Genomic DNA, 20,988 nt, shown 5'->3' with positions numbered 1-20,988 from the left:
TAAATTTATGCTAGCGCTAAATAATTTTTCATCTTGAATTAAAAAATGATTTATCAACTTGATTTTAAACAAAATAACTAGAGTGTGATGAATTTTTTATTTCAACCTAAATGCTTAATAAGCATTCAGTTAATCTGCCTAAATATCGAAAAATTACCGAATGCAGGATAATGCGACATTAACTTAAATCAACTCTGATAAATCAGCAGTTAAGCAAACACTGATTAACATTTTTACTAACATCTTGCCCCTAGGGTAATGCGGTTGTAGTAAAACAGAGTGCATGAGCCAATGCAGCCTAATTGATAGGTACAAAGGCTAACCCCATAACAAGATGCAGTATAAAAAATCAAAATCAGACACAATAACGGCACATATAACTTGTATAAATTTATTTAATGCCAGGTTAAAGCATATTTAACTAGTACGTTTAATAAAAAAAACATGGTATTTGTGCTCAATGCCCCTTCCTTAAATCAGATAATTTCGTTATGGTGCACAAACTTAAGCCAAAATTAACTGCATGTTTCGAGGTGTAAATGCGCCCTATCATCAAATCCAATAAGCTGGATACTGTTTGCTACGACATCCGCGGCCCAGTGCACAAGGAAGCCAGACGTTTAGAAGACGAAGGACACAGGATCCTCAAACTCAATATTGGTAACCCAGCTCCCTTCGGTTTTGAAGCACCCGAAGAAATTGTGCGCGATGTGATCCTTAATCTCCCGAGTGCCCAGGGCTACTGTGAATCAAAAGGATTATTCTCAGCCCGCAAGGCGATCGTGCAGCATTATCAAGCGCAGGGTATCTATGGCGTTGATATCGAAGATGTCTATATTGGTAACGGCGTGTCAGAACTGATTATGATGGCCATGCAGGGCTTATTGAACACCGCTGATGAAGTACTGATCCCTTCGCCCGATTACCCACTGTGGACGGCCGCAGCTAACTTAGCCGGCGGTAAAGCCGTACATTATCGCTGTGATGAAGAAGCGGATTGGTTTCCCGATCTTGATGATATTAAGAGCAAAATATCTTCTCGCACCCGTGGTATTGTACTGATCAACCCGAATAATCCTACGGGTGCGGTTTACAGCAAAGAATTACTGCTGCAAGTTATCGAGCTTTGCCGTGAACACAACCTAATTTTATTTGCTGATGAAATTTACGACAAAATTTTATACGACGAAGCCAAACATATTCCTGCGGCTAGTCTGTCGGACGATATTTTAACGGTTACCTTCAATGGGCTATCCAAGGCTTATCGCGCTGCGGGCTTTCGTGTTGGTTGGATGATGTTGTCTGGTAATCTTAAGGCTGCAAAGAGTTATATCGAAGGGTTAGAGATGCTCTCCTCGATGCGCCTGTGTGCTAACGTGCCCAATCAACATGCGATTCAAACCGCACTCGGTGGCTATCAAAGTATTAACGAGCTGATACTGCCTAATGGCCGCCTCACTGTCCAAAGAGACGCCTGTTACGAGCTGTTGAATAAAATCCCAGGTGTGAGCGTGAAAAAGCCGAAGGGCGCACTCTATGCTTTCCCCAAATTGGATATGAAAAAGTTCAATCTCAGGGATGATGAGCGCCTAGTACTCGATTTATTAAGGGATAAAAAAATCCTATTAGTGCACGGCACGGCCTTTAATTGGCCGGAACCTGATCATCTCCGAGTGGTGTTTTTACCCTATAAAGAAGATCTGACAAAGGCATTAACTGAATTTGGTAACTTCCTGGAAGCCTATAAACAATAAATAGGTTTCAGCATCACGCTTACTTAGCGAACCTAGGCAATAAAGCGATCCACGGGATCGCTTTATTTTTGTATTTGTTCTGTAAATCCTGCCATTATTTCACTCACTTATCCTTGCGATAAGTGTTAGGCTTACGCTCAATAGCCGTACTTGCACTTTGCTTTTCAATTATCTTCAGAGTCGAGTGACGCGCCTTTTAGCCTTCATTTAAAGGAGCCTTATGAGTCATTTATTTGCCCACCTTGCCAGAATGAAACTTATCCAGCGTTGGCCTTTAATGTACAACGTGCGCACCGAAAACGTGCAGGAACACTCTCTGCAAGTCGCCATGGTGGCACACGCCTTAGTCATCATCAGTAATAAGAAATTTGGCACGACTCTCGATGCCCATCAAGCAACCAGTTTGGCCATATTCCATGATGCCAGTGAGATCTTAACTGGCGATTTACCCACCCCGGTGAAGTATTTCAATAAAGAAATTGAAGCTGAGTATAAAAAAATTGAAGCCATCGCCGAGCAGCGCATGCTCGATATGGTACCTGATGAATTTAAAGAGGATTATCGCAGCCTGTTTATCAGTGATAACGCCGATCCGATCTACAAAGCCATAGTTAAATCAGCCGATACCCTATGTGCTTACCTGAAGTGTTTAGAGGAAAATCGCGCTGGCAATACTGAATTTAACACCGCACGAAAACGCCTCGAAGCCATGCTCGAGTCCAATCCTAATCCTGCCGTGAAATATTTTATGGATTGCTTTGTACCCAGTTTTACCTTGAATTTAGACGAAATAAACAAGATGCTCTGATGTACCACTCCCGCTAGGAATGCATATGACCGCAAGTGTTTGGCAAGAACGCCGCCATGGTGAAGATAAACAAAGACGTAATGATCATCGCAGCCCATATCAAAGGGACAGAGCGCGCATCCTCCACTCTGCTGCATTTCGTCGCCTGCAAGCAAAAACCCAAGTGCTTGGCGTAGGCATGAATGACTTCTATCGCACACGCTTAACCCACTCATTGGAGGTCTCACAAATCGGCACGGGGATCGCCGCTCAGCTGAGCCGTAAATATCCCGAGCATAAGCCCTTATTAGACTCAATGAGTTTGCTGGAATCCTTATGCCTTGCCCATGATATTGGCCATCCGCCCTTTGGTCATGGTGGTGAAGTAGCCCTTAACTATATGATGCGCCACCACGGAGGCTTTGAAGGCAATGGCCAGACATTTCGTATTCTCTCTAAACTCGAGCCCTACACCTTAGATTTTGGGATGAATCTGTGCCGCAGAACCATGTTAGGAATTTTAAAATATCCCGCACCACAATCGCACCTGTTTGTCGCAGGCAATCATCCTGAAATCACCAACCACAGACAGCTTAAACCGTCACAATGGCCGCCTGTTAAAGGCATATTCGACGATGATAATGACATCTTCGACTGGGTGCTTGAGCCATTATCTGCGGCAGATAGAACTCGCTTTACCTCAGTCCAACCAAGTGTTCAGCCCAACTACCCGCACCTGCGTACCCAATATAAATCCTTCGATTGTTCCATCATGGAGCTGGCGGACGATATTGCCTATGCAGTACATGATCTTGAAGATGCCATCGTCATGGGGATAGTAACGGCATCACAATGGCAGCAGGATGTGGCGCCAACATTTGAGCACAGTAATGATCTCTGGATCCGCCAAGAATTGGCCGATATCGGTACTAAACTGTTCTCCCACGAGCATCATCTGCGTAAAGATGCCATAGGTACCTTAGTGAATGGCTTTGTCACCGCCATTATCATCAATGACGATCCGGCTTTCGAGGAACCGTTGCTGCGGTTTAATGCCAGCCTTGAACCCGACTTTGCCCATGCGCTCAATGTGTTAAAACAGCTAGTGTATAAATATGTTATCCGTAAACCCGAGATCCAAATGCTCGAATACAAAGGGCAACAAATTGTGATGGGGTTATTTGAAGCATTTGCCTCCGATCCCGAGCGCCTGTTACCGCTTAACACTCAAGAGCGTTGGCGCGCAAGCGAACAACAGGGTCTAAACAGTCACAGAGTCTTAGCCGATTATATATCAGGGATGACGGACGAGTTTGCCGGACGGCTCTATCAACAACTCTTTAGCCCTAAGGCTGGCTCAAACGTGGAGTTGAGTAAAGAAATGTAACCTCTTGATATAGTAATAAAAAACCACCGAGAAGGTGGTTTTTTATTAGGGCGAGCAATCACGGATTAAAGTCCGCCAATTGCCTCTTTACACAGCTGAGTAATACGCGCCCAATCGCCCTGCTCCATCGCATCGGTAGGCGCAATCCAACTGCCACCAATACAATCAACATTTTTAAGCGCTAAGTAATCTTTATAGCTGCTTGGCGTAATTCCACCCGTTGGACAGAAACGGATATCCGCTAATGGGCCAGAGAAAGCCTTGAGAGCATCCACTCCACCAGACGCTTCAGCAGGGAAGAATTTAAAGTGGGTGTAACCAAGCGCCATACCCGTCATCACTTCGGAAATACTGGCAACGCCAGGAATTAACGGCACCGGGCCTTGCATCCCCGCTTTGAGCAGTTCAACTGTTGCACCAGGGGTGATAATAAATTGCGCGCCAGCGGCAATCGCTTGCTCAAGCTGGGCTTCATTTAAAATAGTCCCCGCGCCGACCAGCGCCTCTGGCACTTCCTTAGCAATTTTAGTGATCGCTTCAAGAGCACACGGCGTGCGTAATGTCACTTCTAACACGCTAATCCCACCGGCGACCAGTGCTTTGGCTAACGGCACCGCATGTTCAATCTTGTTAATCACCATAACAGGAACAATAGGGCTGCGTTTAAAAATATCTTGTGGTTGTAATGACCAGTTATTCTCAAGCATTGCGTTATTCTTCCTTTGTATTAGTAAAGTTCATCGATGGCGCTAGTACTACGCGCACCGGTTTCTGGACTGCTTAAGTTTGAACGCAGTGCCCCAAATAACTCACGACCCATGCCATAACGAGAATGGCGTAAATCAATTTCAGCGGCAGTTCTGGCTGCAAGCACGGTGTCTGAGACTAATAAACTCAGCTCGCCGGTCAGCGCATCAACACGAATTAAATCGCCGTCTTGTACCTTTGCAATTAACCCACCATCAATCGCTTCTGGGGTTAAATGAATCGCCGCAGGCACTTTGCCCGATGCACCCGACATACGACCGTCGGTCATCAGCGCCACTTTAAAGCCTTTATCCTGTAGTGAACCTAGCAGCGGCGTTAGTTTATGCAGCTCTGGCATACCATTGGCTTTCGGCCCTTGGCCTTTCACCACCACCACACAATCTCGGTCTAATGCGCCGGATTTAAATAACGCATCGAGTTTGTTTTGATCGTCAATCACCACAGCGGGCGCTTCCACCACTCGATGCTGCGGTTGAACGGCAGACACTTTTATCACCGCGCGGCCTAAGTTGCCCTTAAGCAGTTTTAAACCACCGTTGTTTTGGAAAGGTGTAGCGACAGAGGTTAATACTTCGGTATCTAAGCTGACGGTTGGACCATCGACCCAGCGCAGCTCGCCATCGAGTAATTTGGGCTCTTGGGTGTAACGACGTAGACCAAAACCTGCAACTGTGTTGACATCCTCGTGCAGTAAGCCCGCATCGAGTAATTCTTTGATAAGGAAGGCCATCCCGCCCGCGGCGTGGAAATGGTTAATATCCGCATGACCGTTTGGATAAACCCGAGCCAGCAATGGCACCGCATCGGATAATTCAGAAAAATCATCCCAGTTCACGATAATGCCCGCTGCACGCGCCGCCGCCACGATATGCATGGTTAAGTTTGTTGAACCACCGGTCGCCAGCAATGCAACAATGCCGTTCACTATCGATTTTTCATTAACAACTTCACCAATAGGCGTGTATTGAGTGCCCAGTTCGGTTAAGCGACAAACCTGCTTCGCCGCCATTTTATTCAGGGCTTCACGCAGTGGGTCGTCTGGATTCACAAAAGATGAACCGGGCAATTGTAGGCCCATGACTTCGAGCATCAATTGGTTTGAGTTAGCCGTACCATAGAAGGTACAAGTACCCGCACTGTGGTAAGACTGCGCTTCCGCTTCGAGTAGTTGTGCTCTATCGACCTTACCTTGGGCAAATTGCTGACGAATACGGGCTTTTTCCTTGTTAGGAATACCCGATTTCATCGGGCCTGCTGGCACAAACAGCATAGGTAAATGGCCAAAACTTAACGCACCAATCAATAAACCGGGCACGATTTTGTCGCAAATACCAAGGAGTAAGGCGCCATCGAACATATTGTGGGATAAGCCAACCGCGGTTGCCATGGCAATCACTTCACGACTCAGTAAGCTCAGCTCCATCCCAGGTTGACCTTGAGTCACGCCGTCACACATGGCGGGAACACCACCGGCCACCTGCGCAACACTACCCACTTCCTGACAGGCCTTTTTCAGCAAATCAGGATACGTTTCATAGGGTTGATGTGCTGACAACATATCGTTGAATGCAGTAATAATCCCGATATTGGCCTTCGTCAATTGACGTAATGCGCTTTTATCATCGGGGTTACAAGCCGCAAAACCATGAGCTAAGTTACCGCAGCTTAACGAGCTACGGTGTACGCCATGGTTACGGGCATCGTTTAATGCAGCAAGGTATGCTTCACGTGATGCTTTGCTACGGGCAATAATTCTGTCGGTAACAGATTGAACGACTGAGTGCATGAGAGTGACTCCTTAAGCGCTCCAGAACACGTCAACGGGCGTTTTACGCTGCGCTAATACGGCTCTGATAGGCATAGCATTAACATCATCATTTTCTAAGGCTTGACGATATACGGATAATTTCTGTTCCCCAACCAAATGCAGATAAATCTGTCTGCTATTGAGGATCGCATTCTTAGATAATGTGATCCGACCATGGGGCGCCGTGGTTGGGTTGGTTGCCACGCACAAAGCTTGAGTAGTTAAGGCATCGTTTAACTCAGCACTGCAAGGGAACCATGAGCAAGTGTGACCATCGTTGCCCATCCCGAGCACCACCACATCGAAGGGACGCGGGAAGTTAGACAGCAACTCGGCGGTCATATCGGCGCCCGCTTCGGCGGTGGAAAACATATTCTTCAATCCGCGGAACTTGGCATTGGCCGCGCGGTTTTGCAATAAATGCTCGCGCACTAAACGTTCGTTAGAGGCGCTATCTTCGACATCGACCCAACGCTCATCGGCAAGCGTAATGTAAACATCACTCCAGTCGATAGATTTCATGCTAAGTAGCTCAAACAGTTTCAGCGGCGTTGAGCCGCCAGAGACCACTAAACTCGCCTTACCACGGGCATCCACCGCCTCTTGTAACTGGCTAGCGATCTTATTCGCTAACTGTTGCTCGAGCGCAGCAGGTGTATCAAAGGATTTAAATACGGTTTCTTTAATCATCAAAGCCCCCTATTCATCCCACGAACGACCGTCTTTGGTGATCAGCGCGACGGAAGCCACGGGGCCCCAAGTGCCCGCAGGATAAGGTTTCGGTTTTTCATTGCTCTGTTCCCATGCTTGGATGATGCCATCAACCCATGTCCAAGCTTGCTCCACTTCGTCTCGGCGAACGAACAAGGCTTGATTACCGAGCATGGCTTCAAGCAATAAACGCTCGTAGGCATCGGCAATGCGCTCGTTTTTGAAAGTATCAGAGAAACTCAAGTCGAGTTTGGTGGTTTGCAAACGTTGTTTTTGCTCTAACCCTGGCACCTTGTTCATCATCTGGATCTCAACCCCTTCGTGTGGTTGCAGACGGATGGTTAACTTGTTAGGTGGCAAGTTACGGTAGCTAGAGCGATACAAGTTATGCGGTGGATTTTTAAAATACACCACAATTTCAGAACTCTTAAACGGCATGCGCTTACCGCTGCGCAGATAAAACGGCACGCCAGCCCAACGCCAGTTATCAATATCGACACGCAGCGCCACAAAGGTTTCAGTATGCGAGTGCACGTTCGCCCCTTCTTCCTCTAAATAACCAGGCACTGGACTGCCCTTGAGGAAGCCCGCACTGTACTGACCACGGACGGTGTTTTCATAGACATTGTCAGCATTAATCGGCCGCAGCGACTTCAGTACTTTCACCTTTTCATCGCGGATACTGTCAGCATCTAAGTTAACAGGGGGATCCATCGCAACCAGCGTCAACACTTGCAGTAAGTGGTTTTGGATCATATCTCGCATTTGACCAGCTTTATCGAAGTAACCCCAACGGCCTTCGATACCCACTTCTTCGGCAACCGTGATCTGGACATGGTCAATGGTCCGGTTATCCCATTTAGAGGCAAATAAGGAGTTAGCAAAACGCAGCGCAATTAAGTTTTGAACTGTCTCTTTACCGAGATAATGGTCGATACGGTAGACTTGGCTTTCTTTAAAGTAGGCAGAAACTTGATCGTTAATCACACGGGAAGATGCGAGATCAGAGCCAATGGGTTTTTCGAGAACGACGCGCGAGTCGCTGTGGATCAGATTTTGTTCATGTAAACAGCGGCAGATATCCCCAAAAATCGACGGTGGGGTGGCAAAGTAACTGACCATGACGCGCTCTTCTGGTTTGAGCAATTCATGGAAGGCGCTGTAACCTGCTGAATCAGTAAAATTAGTGCCGACATAATGACAACGGGACACGAATCGGTTAAGCGTTTCTTCGCAGAGGGGTTCTTTGACGAAGGTGTTTAACGCAAGAATGACTAGCTCTCTAAACTCATCCTGACTAAATTCATCTTTTGCGACACCGATCACCTTAGTATCTTTGTCGAGAAGTTCAGCCTTATCTAACTGGTATAAAGAAGGTAACAACTTGCGTCTTGCCAAGTCGCCTTTAGTACCAAAGAGTACGAAGTCACAAGCTTTGGCGCCTGATGATGTTTTGCCCATTGCGTTACGCTCTCCTTTGTATGTCGTGTCCCTTCATGCTAATGAAGGAATCCACACTTTTGTTGTAATATAACAACAGAATTTGTTAAATGCATCTCTTTTTATCAATATTAACATTCTAGCTAACTAGGCACCTAAGGCATAAATCTGATATGATTTTTGTGCTTAAATTACTGATGATAGTAAATTCTTATTTCAAAAACCGACGTAAAACTTACTTAAGCAATCTTGATTAGTGGGATCGTCAAGCTGATCTGTGGCACTAAACAAAAAAAAATAAAATTACATACTCAATTTAGCGGACATACGCGTATGAATACCCTAGAAAAGGTTCAAAAAAGCCTCACCCATTTTAGTAAGTCAGAACGCAAGGTTGCAGAGGTCATCTTAGCCTCTCCGCAAACAGCTATTCACTCCAGTATCGCCACACTCGCTAAGATGGCTGATGTCAGTGAACCTACTGTGAACCGTTTCTGTCGCCGCTTAGATACTAAAGGCTTTCCTGATTTTAAGTTACATCTGGCACAAAGTCTCGCAAACGGCACGCCTTATGTGAGTCGCCATGTTGAAGAAGATGATTCTCCCGAATCATACACAACAAAAATATTCGAATCTTCAATGGCTTCTTTAGATACTGCCCGTCAAAGTTTAGACGTAGCGGCCATCAATAAAGCCGTTGATATTCTGACTCAGGCCAAGACAATTTCATTCTTTGGCTTAGGGGCATCAGCCTCAGTCGCCCATGACGCACAAAATAAATTTTTCCGTTTTAATGTGCCTGTCATCTGTTTTGACGATGTTCTGATGCAACGCATGAGTTGTATCAACAGCAATGAAGGCGATGTTGTGGTTTTAATTTCCCACACAGGCCGCACTAAGTCATTGATTGAAATAGCACGTTTAGCAAGAGAAAACGGCGCTGCCGTTATTGGTATTACGGCTCGTAACTCGCCGTTATCGATGGAATGTACACTGCCTGTGACGATGGAGGTGCCAGAGGATACAGATATGTATTTACCTATGGCCTCGCGTTTAGCGCAATTGGTGACTATAGATGTATTGGCGACGGGTTTTACCCTACGCCGCGGCCCTCGTTTCCGTGATAATTTAAAACGGGTAAAAGAAGTGTTGAAAGAGTCTCGTATCAATAAAGATCCGATACTGTAATTCACTTCCTATCTTTAAAAAGGCTAGCGCAAACCCTACGTCTAGCCTTTTTTAAAGCAAATTTCAGCGATACCTCACAATTTTAAAACATAACTTCAGATCAATTTGATTGTAACTTTACTACATAATTTGGAATTGCATGCTAATATAGTCACAAGATTTTTTTAACTTTAACGGAGTATCTTATGTTCCGCAGAACCAAAATCGTCACCACCCTGGGCCCCGCCACTGACCGTGACGATAACTTACGCCGCATTATCGCGGCAGGTGCAAACGTTGTTCGTCTTAACTTCTCCCACGGCTCCCCCGAAGATCATCTCAAACGCGCGACTCAAGCTCGCGAAATTGCAAAAGAATTAGGTGTACATGTAGCGATTTTAGGTGACCTACAAGGTCCTAAAATCCGTGTCTCTACCTTTAAAGACAACAAGAAAGTCCAACTGAAATTAGGCCAAGCTTATATTCTTGATGCTGAACTCCCCAAAGGTGAAGGCGATGAGAATCAAGTCGGTATCGACTATAAGCAATTACCTGATGATGTGAATGTTGGCGACATCCTGATGCTCGATGACGGCCGAGTCCAACTACGTGTTGAGCGCGTCGAAGGTCGTAAAGTCCATACGACGGTAACGGTTGCTGGTCCTTTATCAAACAATAAAGGGATCAACAAGCAAGGTGGTGGTTTGTCCGCTGCGGCACTGACCGAAAAAGACAAGGCTGACATTCTCACCGCAGCGATGATCCAAGTGGATTATCTAGCGGTTTCCTTCCCACGTAGCGGTGCCGATTTAGAATACGCACGTTCTTTAGCACAGCAGGCTGGTAGCAATGCACTGATCGTCGCGAAAGTTGAACGTGCAGAAGCCGTTGCTAGCGATGAAGCAATGGATGATGTGATTTTAGCCTCTGACGTTGTCATGGTTGCCCGTGGAGATTTAGGGGTTGAGATTGGTGATGCTGCACTTGTGGCAGTGCAAAAGAAACTCATCGCCCGTTCACGTCAGCTCAATAAAATCGTCATCACTGCTACCCAAATGATGGAGTCAATGATCTCAAGCCCAATGCCAACCCGTGCAGAAGTGATGGACGTGGCAAACGCCGTGCTTGATGGTACAGACGCCGTGATGTTATCAGCCGAAACCGCTGCCGGTGACTTCCCTGAAGAAACGGTTAAAGCAATGGCGAATGTGTGTGTTGGTGCAGAATCTCACCCAAGTGTGAAAGTCTCTAAACACAGATTGGATGCACGTTTCACCTCAGTTGAAGAAACCATCGCCCTATCGACTATGTATGCGGCAAACCACCTAGAAGGTGTTAAAGCGATTATTGCTTTAACAGAATCAGGTGCAACACCTAAACTGATGTCGCGTATCAGTTCATCTTTACCAATCCTTGGCCTATCTCGCCATGACACAACACTGGCGAAGATGGCTCTGTACCGTGGTGTATTACCGATTAACTTCGACTCAACGATCTATCCAGCCGATGAGCTCGCGCAAAAAGCATTGGAGTCATTAACCAAAGCGGGTTACTTACACAGCGGTGACTTAGTGTTAATGACCAAAGGTGATGCGATGGAAACCATCGGTGGCACTAACACTTGTAAAGTGCTAATCGTCGCTTAATCTTTGCTGATTGGCTTTCGTTAGACGAAAAAGTTAGGCGAAAAGTCATTAAACTTAAAAACAAAAACCACCTCAGTTGAGGTGGTTTTTTTATCTTTTGTAACAGCGTCAAACTATTGTAGTCGTGCTAGCAAATCAGATTATAAGGCTTCAAAATCATTCACATTGATAGCGGCTAAACGTAACTTATCCGCATGCAATAGTGTTTGATGTTCTTCGCTATTAATCGTGCCCTGCTCTAACGCTTTAGCAAATAGAACCAAGTTTGGTACTTTTGCAGGTAACTCACCGCTGCGCTGTGCTTTTTTGAGCTTTTTGTAAATCTCTTTACAGGCATACTGTGCTACAAACGCTTGTTCTACTTCAGCAATACCACCCACATCGCCTTCAAACTCAGGACAAAGGAAGGTAATACGCTCACGGGCAGGACTTGGTTTTAACATGCCAGAGACAAGCTCAGTCGCCATTTTATCGCTCGGCGCATTAAAATGATTGCCGATGGGGAAAATGAGTGCTCGCAATAACCAAGCAACAGGGCGGTTTGGGAAGTTGCGGATCACATCCTCTAGTGCTTTCGCCGCTAAGTGCAAGCGATTAGCCATTACATAACGTACCGCAGGTAAATCATCCTGTTGGCGACCATTGTCTTCAAATAGTTTTAGCGTTGCAGAGCCTAAGTACAACTGACTCAATACATCGCCCATCCGTGCAGACAACATTTCCTTGCGTTTTAAATCGCCGCCCATAATCAACATTGAAATGTCCGTCATAAAGGCCAGCGCCGAAGATAAACGGGACATATCTTTGTAGTACTGTTTGGTTTCGCCACTTACTGGGGCGCTACCAAAACGGCTCGCAGTTAAGGCACTAAATAATGCACTGAACGCGTTACGCGTCGCATACCCCATATGGCCCATTAGCAACGAGTCAAAACGCGCAAGCGCCTCGTGCTGATTTTCCATAGCTGCCGCTTCCATTTCGGCCAGAACGTAAGGATGACAACGGGTTGCGCCTTGACCAAAGATCATTAACGAGCGGGTAAGAATATTCGCGCCTTCTACGGTGATCGAAATTGGATTCGACATATAAGGATGGCCGAGGTAGTTTTTAGGTCCTAATTGGATCCCCTTACCCGACTGAATATCCATCGCATCGTTCATAACAGCTCGGCCAAGTTCGGTCATGTGGAACTTCGCAATAGCCGTCACCACTGAGGGTTTGACTTTAAGGTCAATGCCTGTGGTGGTTAAACGACGTGCAGCTTCTAACTGGTAGGTATTGGCAATAATGCGAGCAAGGGCTTCTTGCACCCCTTCAAACTGACCAATCGCCATGCCAAATTGGTGGCGCACATAACTGTACGCTGTGGTGGTTTTGGTTGCCATATGGCCTGAAGCAGTTGCCAGCGCTGGCAGAGAAATACCGCGACCCGCTGATAAGCATTCAACCAGCATGCGCCAGCCTCTGCCCGCAAATTCTGGACCGCCAATGATCCAATCGAGCGGAATAAAGACTTCATCGCCCTGGGTTGTACCATTCATAAACGCCATATTAAGTGGATTATGACGACGACCAATCACCACACCGGGATGATCCGTTGGGATCAACGCGCAGGTAATACCAAGATTCTTTTTATCACCTAATAGACCGTCAGGATCGCGCATCTGGAAGGCTAAACCTAATACCGTTGCAACAGGTGCTAAGGTGATATAACGCTTATTCCAGGTTAATTTAAGGCCTAATACCTCTTCGCCGTTAAACTCACCACGGCACACAATGCCCACATCTGGGATTGCGCCCGCGTCACTGCCTGCTTCTGGGCCTGTTAACGCAAAGCAAGGTATTTCATCGCCTTTAGCTAATGCAGGTAACCAACGTTCCTTTTGCTCTTCAGTGCCATAGTGAGTTAATAATTCACCAGGGCCTAATGAGTTAGGTACCATCACAGTTACCGCAGCACTCACGCTACGACTAGCTAACTTGCTCACAATCGTCGAATTGGCATAAGCCGAAAACGCTTTACCACCAAATTTTTTCGGAATGATCAGCGCAAAGAAGCCTTCTTTTTTGAAATAATCCCACAGCTCTGGCGGCAAATCTTTACGATTATGGACAATGTCAAAATCATCGATCATTGTCAGGGCCGTCATGACCTGATTATCAATAAAGTCCTTCTCTTCTGCCGTCAGCGTTGGCTTGCCGTAGCTGTGCAGCGTGTTCCAGTTCGGATTACCGCGGAATAATTCCCCTTCCCACCATACATCGCCCGCTTCCATCGCTTCGCGCTCAGTATCGGATAATGGCGGTAACACTTTTTTGAAAAAATGGAAAACTGGCTGGGTGATAAATTGCATTCTGAGGCTTTTTACTGCAAACAGCGCAATAACAGCTATCAGGGCAATAATTATAATCGTCAACATAATCAAGACCTTTTTATTAAGAAGCTACGGGAACTGATACGCCCGCGGCCATGTAGGGGATCACTTTACGGATCACGGCTTCAATATCGTTGTGCTCGCCAAATTCGGCCGCAGCAATATCGTTTAAGGCGTCAGCTGAAGCCATAGTGAAAACGATTGTGCCGAGGGTAAAGTGTAAGCGCCAAAACATTTCTGCCTGAGGAATATGCGGAGCACTAGCCGATACCGCCTTCACAAAGGTATCTAGATGTTGTCCATAGTGGGTGGTGATAAACCAGCGGAGATGCCCTTGGCTTTCGATATAACCTCGTCCAAGTAGCTGTAGGAAAATTGTGGTACCTTCCGTGCGCAAGTCATTTAAATCCAATAACGGATCGACTAACGCCGATAAAATATCCTCTAGCGAAGCCTGAGAGGATGCAGTATGTAAACGTTTTATAGCCGTCGATGCAGCGGGCATAAAAACGTCTAAATAGCGGGCTAACACTGCACGGATTAACTCTTTTTTAGAGCCAAAGTGATAATTCACCGACGCTAAATTGACCTCTGCCTTGCTAGTGATAAGTCGTAATGACGTCTCAGAAAAACCTCTTTCAGCAAAGAGTTTCTCTGCAGCATCAAGTATTCTTGTTTTTGTATCAGATCGACTTGCCATTCCGTGACCTTGAATTAATTTAAAACACTCGTTTAAATTAAACATTGGTATGGTCATTGTCAAACGAAAAATGACCAAATAAGCTTCGTCACAACAACGAGGCTTAACAAGCCAATCACAGTGATTGCAAAAAAGAGCCAAAAGCCATCAAGTTTTATTCAAAATACAATCCACTTAGGTAGAATGTGCAACACAAAAACAACAGCGGATTGTAATACATGACTATTCGATTAAATCATCCCACGACACTCGCGCTCACCATTGCGCTAACCTTAGGCTTAAGCGCCTGTAATGATGCACAAAGCAAGGCCGATGCTACTACAGCTAACAAAAATGCGCCCGATAAAGCCCAGGCCATTGCCTTTATACAAGATGCGGAAGCGCAAATGGCGCAGTTATCCATCGAAGCGAATCGTGCCGAATGGATTTACAGCAACTTTATTACCGAAGATACCGCAGCATTATCGGCCGCCGTGGGTGAAAAAGTCAGCGCCGCTTCCGTTAAGTTTGCCACTGAAGCCGCAAAGTATGCCAATGTGGAACTCGATCCCGCCAATGCGCGCAAACTGAATATTCTTCGCAGTGCACTTGTGTTACCGGCGCCGCTGGATCCCGCCAAAAATGCTGAGCTGGCGCAAATTAGCTCCGAACTCAATGGGCTCTACGGTAAAGGCAAATATTGCTTCGCCGATGGCAAATGTATGACGCAACCTGAACTGTCTACCCTGATGGCGGAATCGCGGGATCCCGCTAAATTACTTGAAGCGTGGAAAGGCTGGCGTGAAATTGCAAAACCAATGCGTCCGCTATTTCAACGTGAAGTTGAACTCGCTAACGAAGGCGCAAAAGACTTAGGCTACGCGAATCTGTCCGAGTTGTGGCGCAGCCAATACGATATGAAACCCGATGAATTTTCACAGGAATTAAACCGTTTATGGGGACAAGTTAAACCCCTCTACGAATCCCTGCATTGTTATGTTCGCGGCGAGCTGAATAACGAATACGGTGATGCCATTGCGCCGAAAACAGGCCCGATTCCGGCACATTTGCTAGGGAATATGTGGGCGCAGCAATGGGGGAATGTGTACGATCTCGTCGCCCCGAATGATGCCGATCCAGGCTATGATGTGACCGAGCTACTTGAGCAGAAAGGCTACGATGAGCAGAAGATGGTGAAACAAGCCGAAAGCTTTTTCACCTCTTTGGGCTTTGCGCCGCTGCCCGAAAGTTTCTGGAGCCGCTCTTTATTCTTACAACCCAAAGACCGTGATGTCGTTTGTCACGCCTCGGCATGGGATCTGGATAACCTCGATGATATCCGCATCAAGATGTGTATCCAGAAAACCGCTGAAGACTTCACCGTCATTCACCACGAACTTGGACACAACTTCTATCAACGTGCCTATAAACAGCAGCCTTTCCTGTTTAAAAACAGTGCCAATGATGGTTTCCATGAGGCCATTGGTGACACGATTGCACTATCTATCACCCCGAGCTATCTAAAACAGATTGGCTTGCTCGAAGACGTGCCCGATGCTTCGAAGGATATTGGCTTACTGCTTAAACAAGCTCTGGATAAAATCGCCTTTCTCCCCTTTGGTTTGATGATTGACCAGTGGCGCTGGAAAGTCTTTAGCGGTGAAATCACTCCAGCGCAGTATAACCAAGCCTGGTGGGAATTAAGAGAGAAATACCAAGGTGTTAAGGCCCCGACTGATCGCAGCGAAGCCGATTTTGACCCAGGTGCAAAATACCATGTGCCCGGTAATGTGCCTTATACCCGCTATTTCCTCGCGCATATTCTGCAATTCCAGTTCCACAAGGCGCTGTGTGAAACGGCTGGAGACAAGGGCCCAGTGCATCGATGCAGTATTTACGGCAATCAAGCGGCTGGAGAAAAACTCAATAAAATGTTAGCGCTTGGTGCAAGCCAACCTTGGCCCGTTGCCTTAAAAGAAGTCACAGGAACGGAAATGATGGATGCGAGCGCAGTACTCGATTATTTTGCGCCGCTTAAAATCTGGCTTGATGAGCAGAACAAAGCTGCGAATCGTCAATGTGGCTGGTAATTAAGCCTCAGGTGCGAGTCATATCCACGCCTTAAACTAAACCGATAAAAATGCCCAACAATGTTGGGCATTTTTTTAAGCTCCAGTATTAAGGTCTAACGCTCGCGCCAATCAGAGAAATCAATGCGTTCGCAAATCCATTAACGCCAACCCATTCCCTTACGATTTGCCTCTTTATTCTCAATCTTAAGCTGCTCGGATTTAGTCAACATCACATATAAGGCGCCCGTGCCGCCCTGCTCGGTTTTCGCAGAATGGTAGGCAAGTACCATATCAAGCTGAGATAACCAGTGACATACCGCTGATTTAAGCAATCCAGCCACGGGTTTACTGTTATGGCCTTTACCATGAATGAGCATCACACAACGTTCACCATGGGCCTGCGCCGCTAACAAATAATTGAGTAACGCATCTCTGGCCTGACTCAAACGGTAGGCATGCACATCTAACTCCATTTTAATACTGTACTGCCCCAGCCTTAAGCGCTTAAAAACAGCCCCCTGAACCCCTTCACGCTTAAAACTGGCTATATCATCGGGTGCCATAATCGGGATCAAGCTTAAATCCAGCGGCATACAAGCCAAATAAGCCTCACGTTGAAGCGCATCACGGCGCTGAATTTGCTCATCCGTTAATGCCTTAGGTTGTAAATTCACCACCTTGACATCACCTTTAAGTGGCACAACTCCCGCCATTTCTTCAAAAAATAGTGCCGATTCATTATCCAGCATGGCAAGCTCCTCCACTCTTCACACTCAGTGTGCACTTTTACAACAGAAACACACTTTGTAAACATTCACCCCTTTAGTTCAGCGGGCGCCTCCATTATAGTGGCGCCATGAATGCTTGATTAGAATAATGTAATGAGATTTTTGCTGCTAGCCCTGATATGCCTATTGTCGCTGCCGAGTTTTGCGACCCCCTCAAAAGCCAAGACCAGCATGACAACAGATCAATTGATAAATGCGAATTATCCTTTGTTTACTCAAGCATTTAATGAACTTAATCACGACGTCACTGCCGAGATTTATGCTAAAGACGCAAGTTATCTGTCAGAAAGTCAAAGTAAAGAAATTTATTATGGCCGTGATAATATTGTCGCCATTTATCAACGCTTTTTTGATAAAATCCGAACCAAAAAGGCCCGTATCGATATCGACTTTCGGGTGCTAAACCGCAAATTATCAGGCAACAGCGCGTTCGACACAGGCTATTATTTAGTGCGTTTTTATCCCGCCGAAGAGACTGGCGAACCCGTGAGTGAATTTGCTGGCAAGTTCGTCATTGGCACACAAAAAGACACCCAGCACCGCTGGAATGTCACCCTTGATATGAACAATCGAGCCGAGCCTAGTTTTTATTTGAATGCGAAGCCTGTGCCAAATCTTTACTATGGCCGTCAGTTTCCGCCGTTACCTGACAGTAAAAAACCAAAATAATAATCTTTATTATTGAGCAAGTTACACTCATGACACCAGAAGCCTATTGTCCCTGTGGCAGCCAAAAAACTTATCAGCACTGTTGTGAAACGTTGCACCTTAATGTTGATTCAGGGACTCAAGTGGCCACCAGTCCCGAACAACTAATGCGTTCACGCTACTGCGCATTTGTGTTGAAAAATTTTGATTACATTATTAAAACTCACCATGTAGACTTTCTCGATGGCTTAACCTTCGAACAACTACAGCAAGGCCCACATCCACATTGGTTAGGGCTTGAGGTCTTAGCTGCGAATGAAAAAATCTATCCCGATGGTACTCAACGCGGCAATGTGACCTTCAAAGCTTGGTATAAACTCGCGGGTGAGATTGATGCAATCTATGAACGATCTGAGTTTATATTTGAACAGGGCCGTTGGTACTATACCCAAGGACAACAAATGCAAGCCAAACGCCCTGGGCGCAACGATCCCTGTGTTTGCCAGAGTGGTAAGAAATTTAAACAGTGCTGCTTAACACGATAGTTGTTGATGACAGTATCGACTCATAAAACTATCGATTCATAAAACAATCGACTCATAAAATAAAGGCAATCAATTGATTGCCTTAATTTTTTCATCACACCAATACGAACATCTGGTTTAGTGGGCGATAAAACTCGATTGTTTCGCGGCCAGCAAAAACTGCGCAAACTCGGGTTCTCGCAGGGCTGGACTGTATAAATATCCCTGTGCCTGATGACACAAACTCTTGGCTAAAAACGCCTCCTGCTCGACGGTTTCTACCCCTTCTGCGGTCAAGGAAATATTGAGCGCACTCGCCATCGCAATAATGGCCGAGACGATTTCTTGGCTTTCGCGGCTAATCGTCAAATCTGAAATAAACGAGCGATCGATTTTTAACTTACTGATAGGAAACTGTTTAAGGTAGCGCATCGAGCTGTAACCCGTCCCAAAATCATCGATAGCCAAGCCTACCCCCAGTTCAGCCAACTCCTGACACAATAAGGTCGCATGGCGAATATCGCCCATGAGTTCCGTCTCTGTAATTTCCAAAATTAAGGTTTTGGGCTTTAAACGATAACGGGTCAAGAGTTGCCATACTTGTTCATACAAATTACCACTAAAAAACTGCCGCGCAGACACATTAACATGCATGCTAAGATCGGCATTGTGATGCTGCCAAATATTCAATTGCCGACAGGCCGCCTCTAATACCCAACTGCCTATCGCATTAATCATCCCCGATTGCTCGGCAATATCAATAAACGCGCCGGGATATAGCACGCCTCTTTTGGGATGATGCCAACGAATAAGCGCTTCGGCACCGATATAAGTTTGCTGTTCGAGATCCCTTAAGGGCTGGTAATAAAGCTCAAATTGTCGACCGCGAATAGCACTATGCAAATCGCGTTCAATTTGCGCATCTTCCTTAAACGCACTCAGCAATGTACTGTTAAAGACTTGAATTGCTGTGCCCTTTTTCTTCTTCGCATATTGCACTGCAATATCGGCGCAGGTCAGTGGTGCAAATAAATTTGCCACCGACGCAATATCAACCACGGCCAGTGCGGGTTTAGGTTCCACTTGTTCACGGCCAATTAATATCGGCATGGCTAAATGCTGGTATAAGCGGGTGCTGATATAGTCCAGATCATAAACTGCGTTATCGTCGGTCAGTAATACCGCAAACTCATCACTACCGACACGAGCGATTTCAGTCGCTTTGTTGATGTCTGAAAAATGCTTTAAGCGCCGGCCAATCTCAATCAACAGGCTGTCGCCATTTTCATGACCATAAGTATCGTTAAAACGCTTAAAGGCGACTAAATCGACTAGCAACAGTAGCCCATGTGTTGTTCGCTCGAGCACTCGATTAAAGTGACTGCGATTGTTAAGTCCAGTCAAGCTACAACGCCACGCCAGACGTTCCAACTCCGCTTTGTAGTTATGCTCATCCGTACTTTCTTCACCCGACACTAAAGCGTAATGATTGCCTCTATCGGTGATAAATTGGCTCACAACATATTTCAGCCAATAACGACTACCATCAGCACGATTAAATTGCACTTCACCTTTTGCCAGTTCACCTCTGAAAATTTTTGCTAAGGTCTGCTCAGCTAACGCATTGTGCTGTTTGAAAAAAGTTAAATCACGTAAATTAGTGCCAACGCTCCTGCTCCGCGAAATACCACTAATATCCTGATGTGCTTGGTTAACGTACTCCACTTTTTCAGTGTGCAAGTTAATCAACATAGTCATTTGACGAGATTGTTCTATGGCGCAGCGAAAAAGGCTGAGACGTTCTTCTTTATCGTAAGCATGTTTGGTAGCAAGAGTGAGGGCTAATTGATCGGCCATTTGGCAAGCCAGATGAATTTCACTATCGTGCCAATGGTGTGTGAGCTGCGCGCGCTCAATGCAGAGCACGCCCTCAAGATGGCCATTGATACGGATGCCGACTTCGAGACTGGATAAAATTTGGCGTGGAATAAAATAACTATCGACTAATTCGGTCAACCGCGGGTCAATAAGCGTATTACCAGCATCTATATGTCTGTGATTTTTTAGTTCATTTAAATAACGCGGCACCGTTTGCAGCAGTTTAGGACGGTAGATGTCCTGCAGCGCCATCGCCCCAAACTGGGCGACGAGAGATTGGGTGTTTTGCTCGGCAGAAAAAATCCACACCGACACCAAGGAGACCGCTAAATTCTGACACAGTAGCTCTGTCGCTAACTCTGCCGTCTTAGTGAAATCACCCTGCTGCTTTGCCGTAGAATGGACTAAAGACTCTAATAAGTGTTGATGCTGACGTCGCTTCACTCTGATCCCTACAAAACTTCGTGTTGGGTAAAACGATAATGCTGCGACTAACACACCAAAGATAGGAGTGTTAATGGAGCCGATTTATCATTGTTTTTGTTGACGCAGATTAC

At 46.1% G+C, this 20,988-nt stretch carries 16 protein-coding genes; 8 read left to right on the top strand and 8 right to left on the bottom strand.

Annotated features, from left to right (window positions below; translation table 11 throughout):
* Positions 1–539: 539 nt before the first annotated feature.
* From MMG82_RS02225 to MMG82_RS02215, 3 genes are all read left to right on the top strand, one after another.
* The gene (locus MMG82_RS02225; RefSeq protein ID WP_099458138.1) at positions 540–1,754 is read left to right on the top strand and encodes a pyridoxal phosphate-dependent aminotransferase; all 1,215 of its coding nucleotides are present in this window, start codon (positions 540–542) and stop codon (positions 1,752–1,754) included.
* Between the two features lie 220 nt (positions 1,755–1,974).
* Positions 1,975–2,562 carry a 5'-deoxynucleotidase gene (yfbR, locus tag MMG82_RS02220; RefSeq protein ID WP_037430288.1) on the top strand — a complete coding sequence of 196 codons (588 nt, stop codon included), beginning with the start codon at positions 1,975–1,977 and terminating at the stop codon, positions 2,560–2,562.
* A gap of 25 nt (positions 2,563–2,587) precedes the next feature.
* Positions 2,588–3,928, top strand: coding sequence for an anti-phage deoxyguanosine triphosphatase (locus tag MMG82_RS02215; RefSeq protein WP_218738532.1), 1,341 nt, complete (start codon positions 2,588–2,590; stop codon positions 3,926–3,928).
* 65 nt (positions 3,929–3,993) lie between these two features.
* Here MMG82_RS02215 and MMG82_RS02210 read toward each other — a convergent pair whose 3' ends face one another.
* From MMG82_RS02210 to zwf, 4 genes are read right to left on the bottom strand one after another with little or no spacing between them, the layout of a single operon-like run.
* Positions 3,994–4,635 carry a bifunctional 4-hydroxy-2-oxoglutarate aldolase/2-dehydro-3-deoxy-phosphogluconate aldolase gene (locus tag MMG82_RS02210; protein WP_037418729.1) on the bottom strand — a complete coding sequence of 214 codons (642 nt, stop codon included), beginning with the start codon at positions 4,633–4,635 and terminating at the stop codon, positions 3,994–3,996.
* 20 nt (positions 4,636–4,655) lie between these two features.
* Complete coding sequence (edd, locus tag MMG82_RS02205; RefSeq protein ID WP_037418724.1) at positions 4,656–6,482, bottom strand: phosphogluconate dehydratase; 1,827 nt, start codon at positions 6,480–6,482, stop codon at positions 4,656–4,658.
* 12 nt (positions 6,483–6,494) lie between these two features.
* The gene (gene pgl, locus MMG82_RS02200; protein ID WP_037418721.1) at positions 6,495–7,193 is read right to left on the bottom strand and encodes a 6-phosphogluconolactonase; all 699 of its coding nucleotides are present in this window, start codon (positions 7,191–7,193) and stop codon (positions 6,495–6,497) included.
* Between the two features lie 9 nt (positions 7,194–7,202).
* Complete coding sequence (zwf, locus tag MMG82_RS02195) at positions 7,203–8,675, bottom strand: glucose-6-phosphate dehydrogenase (RefSeq protein WP_037418717.1); 1,473 nt, start codon at positions 8,673–8,675, stop codon at positions 7,203–7,205.
* Between the two features lie 312 nt (positions 8,676–8,987).
* Between zwf and MMG82_RS02190 the strand changes: the two genes are divergently transcribed.
* Positions 8,988–9,842 (top strand): MurR/RpiR family transcriptional regulator, encoded by an 855-nt coding sequence (locus MMG82_RS02190; RefSeq protein ID WP_011072455.1) that lies wholly within the window; start codon positions 8,988–8,990, stop codon positions 9,840–9,842.
* Between the two features lie 185 nt (positions 9,843–10,027).
* Positions 10,028–11,467, top strand: a complete 1,440-nt coding sequence (pyk, locus tag MMG82_RS02185) for a pyruvate kinase (RefSeq protein WP_047538466.1) — start codon at positions 10,028–10,030, stop codon at positions 11,465–11,467.
* Between the two features lie 140 nt (positions 11,468–11,607).
* Here pyk and MMG82_RS02180 read toward each other — a convergent pair whose 3' ends face one another.
* A complete protein-coding gene (locus tag MMG82_RS02180; RefSeq protein WP_099458141.1) occupies positions 11,608–13,887 on the bottom strand; it encodes an acyl-CoA dehydrogenase in 2,280 nt (759 codons plus the stop codon).
* Positions 13,888–13,903: 16 nt separating this feature from the next.
* A complete protein-coding gene (locus MMG82_RS02175) occupies positions 13,904–14,542 on the bottom strand; it encodes a TetR/AcrR family transcriptional regulator (RefSeq protein ID WP_037429545.1) in 639 nt (212 codons plus the stop codon).
* Between the two features lie 218 nt (positions 14,543–14,760).
* Here MMG82_RS02175 and MMG82_RS02170 point away from each other — a divergent pair, with 218 nt between their 5' ends.
* On the top strand, positions 14,761–16,611 hold the full coding sequence (locus MMG82_RS02170; protein ID WP_047538460.1) for a M2 family metallopeptidase: 1,851 nt from the start codon (positions 14,761–14,763) through the stop codon (positions 16,609–16,611).
* A gap of 140 nt (positions 16,612–16,751) precedes the next feature.
* On the opposite strand, the gene smrA is transcribed toward MMG82_RS02170, so the two are convergent.
* Positions 16,752–17,342, bottom strand: coding sequence for a DNA endonuclease SmrA (gene smrA / locus MMG82_RS02165; protein WP_037418703.1), 591 nt, complete (start codon positions 17,340–17,342; stop codon positions 16,752–16,754).
* Positions 17,343–17,474: 132 nt separating this feature from the next.
* On the opposite strand from smrA, the gene MMG82_RS02160 reads away from it, so the two are divergent.
* Positions 17,475–18,050, top strand: coding sequence for a hypothetical protein (locus MMG82_RS02160; protein WP_037418700.1), 576 nt, complete (start codon positions 17,475–17,477; stop codon positions 18,048–18,050).
* Positions 18,051–18,079: 29 nt separating this feature from the next.
* Positions 18,080–18,574 (top strand): YchJ family metal-binding protein, encoded by a 495-nt coding sequence (locus MMG82_RS02155; RefSeq protein WP_047538457.1) that lies wholly within the window; start codon positions 18,080–18,082, stop codon positions 18,572–18,574.
* Between the two features lie 117 nt (positions 18,575–18,691).
* Here MMG82_RS02155 and MMG82_RS02150 read toward each other — a convergent pair whose 3' ends face one another.
* Entirely contained in the window at positions 18,692–20,875 is a 2,184-nt protein-coding gene (locus MMG82_RS02150) for an EAL domain-containing protein (protein ID WP_037418694.1), read from the bottom strand.
* Positions 20,876–20,988: the final 113 nt, after the last annotated feature.

It is taken from the genome of Shewanella sp. MM_2022_3, assembly GCF_022557375.1.
GTDB classification, from domain to species: domain Bacteria; phylum Pseudomonadota; class Gammaproteobacteria; order Enterobacterales; family Shewanellaceae; genus Shewanella; species Shewanella xiamenensis.
Note: the sequence above shows the minus strand (reverse complement) of the source record. Positions and strands in the feature narration are given on the sequence as shown.

Excerpts from the sequence above, each read along its gene's own strand:
- MMG82_RS02225 (WP_099458138.1), top strand. The coding sequence starts at position 540 with ATGCGCCCTATCATCAAATCCAATAAGCTGGATACTGTTTGCTACGAC.
- yfbR (WP_037430288.1), top strand. The coding sequence starts at position 1,975 with ATGAGTCATTTATTTGCCCACCTTGCCAGAATGAAACTTATCCAGCGT.
- MMG82_RS02215 (WP_218738532.1), top strand. The coding sequence starts at position 2,588 with ATGACCGCAAGTGTTTGGCAAGAACGCCGCCATGGTGAAGATAAACAA.
- MMG82_RS02210 (WP_037418729.1), bottom strand. The coding sequence starts at position 4,635 with ATGCTTGAGAATAACTGGTCATTACAACCACAAGATATTTTTAAACGC.
- edd (WP_037418724.1), bottom strand. The coding sequence starts at position 6,482 with ATGCACTCAGTCGTTCAATCTGTTACCGACAGAATTATTGCCCGTAGC.
- pgl (WP_037418721.1), bottom strand. The coding sequence starts at position 7,193 with ATGATTAAAGAAACCGTATTTAAATCCTTTGATACACCTGCTGCGCTC.
- zwf (WP_037418717.1), bottom strand. The coding sequence starts at position 8,675 with ATGGGCAAAACATCATCAGGCGCCAAAGCTTGTGACTTCGTACTCTTT.
- MMG82_RS02190 (WP_011072455.1), top strand. The coding sequence starts at position 8,988 with ATGAATACCCTAGAAAAGGTTCAAAAAAGCCTCACCCATTTTAGTAAG.
- pyk (WP_047538466.1), top strand. The coding sequence starts at position 10,028 with ATGTTCCGCAGAACCAAAATCGTCACCACCCTGGGCCCCGCCACTGAC.
- MMG82_RS02180 (WP_099458141.1), bottom strand. The coding sequence starts at position 13,887 with ATGTTGACGATTATAATTATTGCCCTGATAGCTGTTATTGCGCTGTTT.
- MMG82_RS02175 (WP_037429545.1), bottom strand. The coding sequence starts at position 14,542 with ATGGCAAGTCGATCTGATACAAAAACAAGAATACTTGATGCTGCAGAG.
- MMG82_RS02170 (WP_047538460.1), top strand. The coding sequence starts at position 14,761 with ATGACTATTCGATTAAATCATCCCACGACACTCGCGCTCACCATTGCG.
- smrA (WP_037418703.1), bottom strand. The coding sequence starts at position 17,342 with ATGCTGGATAATGAATCGGCACTATTTTTTGAAGAAATGGCGGGAGTT.
- MMG82_RS02160 (WP_037418700.1), top strand. The coding sequence starts at position 17,475 with ATGAGATTTTTGCTGCTAGCCCTGATATGCCTATTGTCGCTGCCGAGT.
- MMG82_RS02155 (WP_047538457.1), top strand. The coding sequence starts at position 18,080 with ATGACACCAGAAGCCTATTGTCCCTGTGGCAGCCAAAAAACTTATCAG.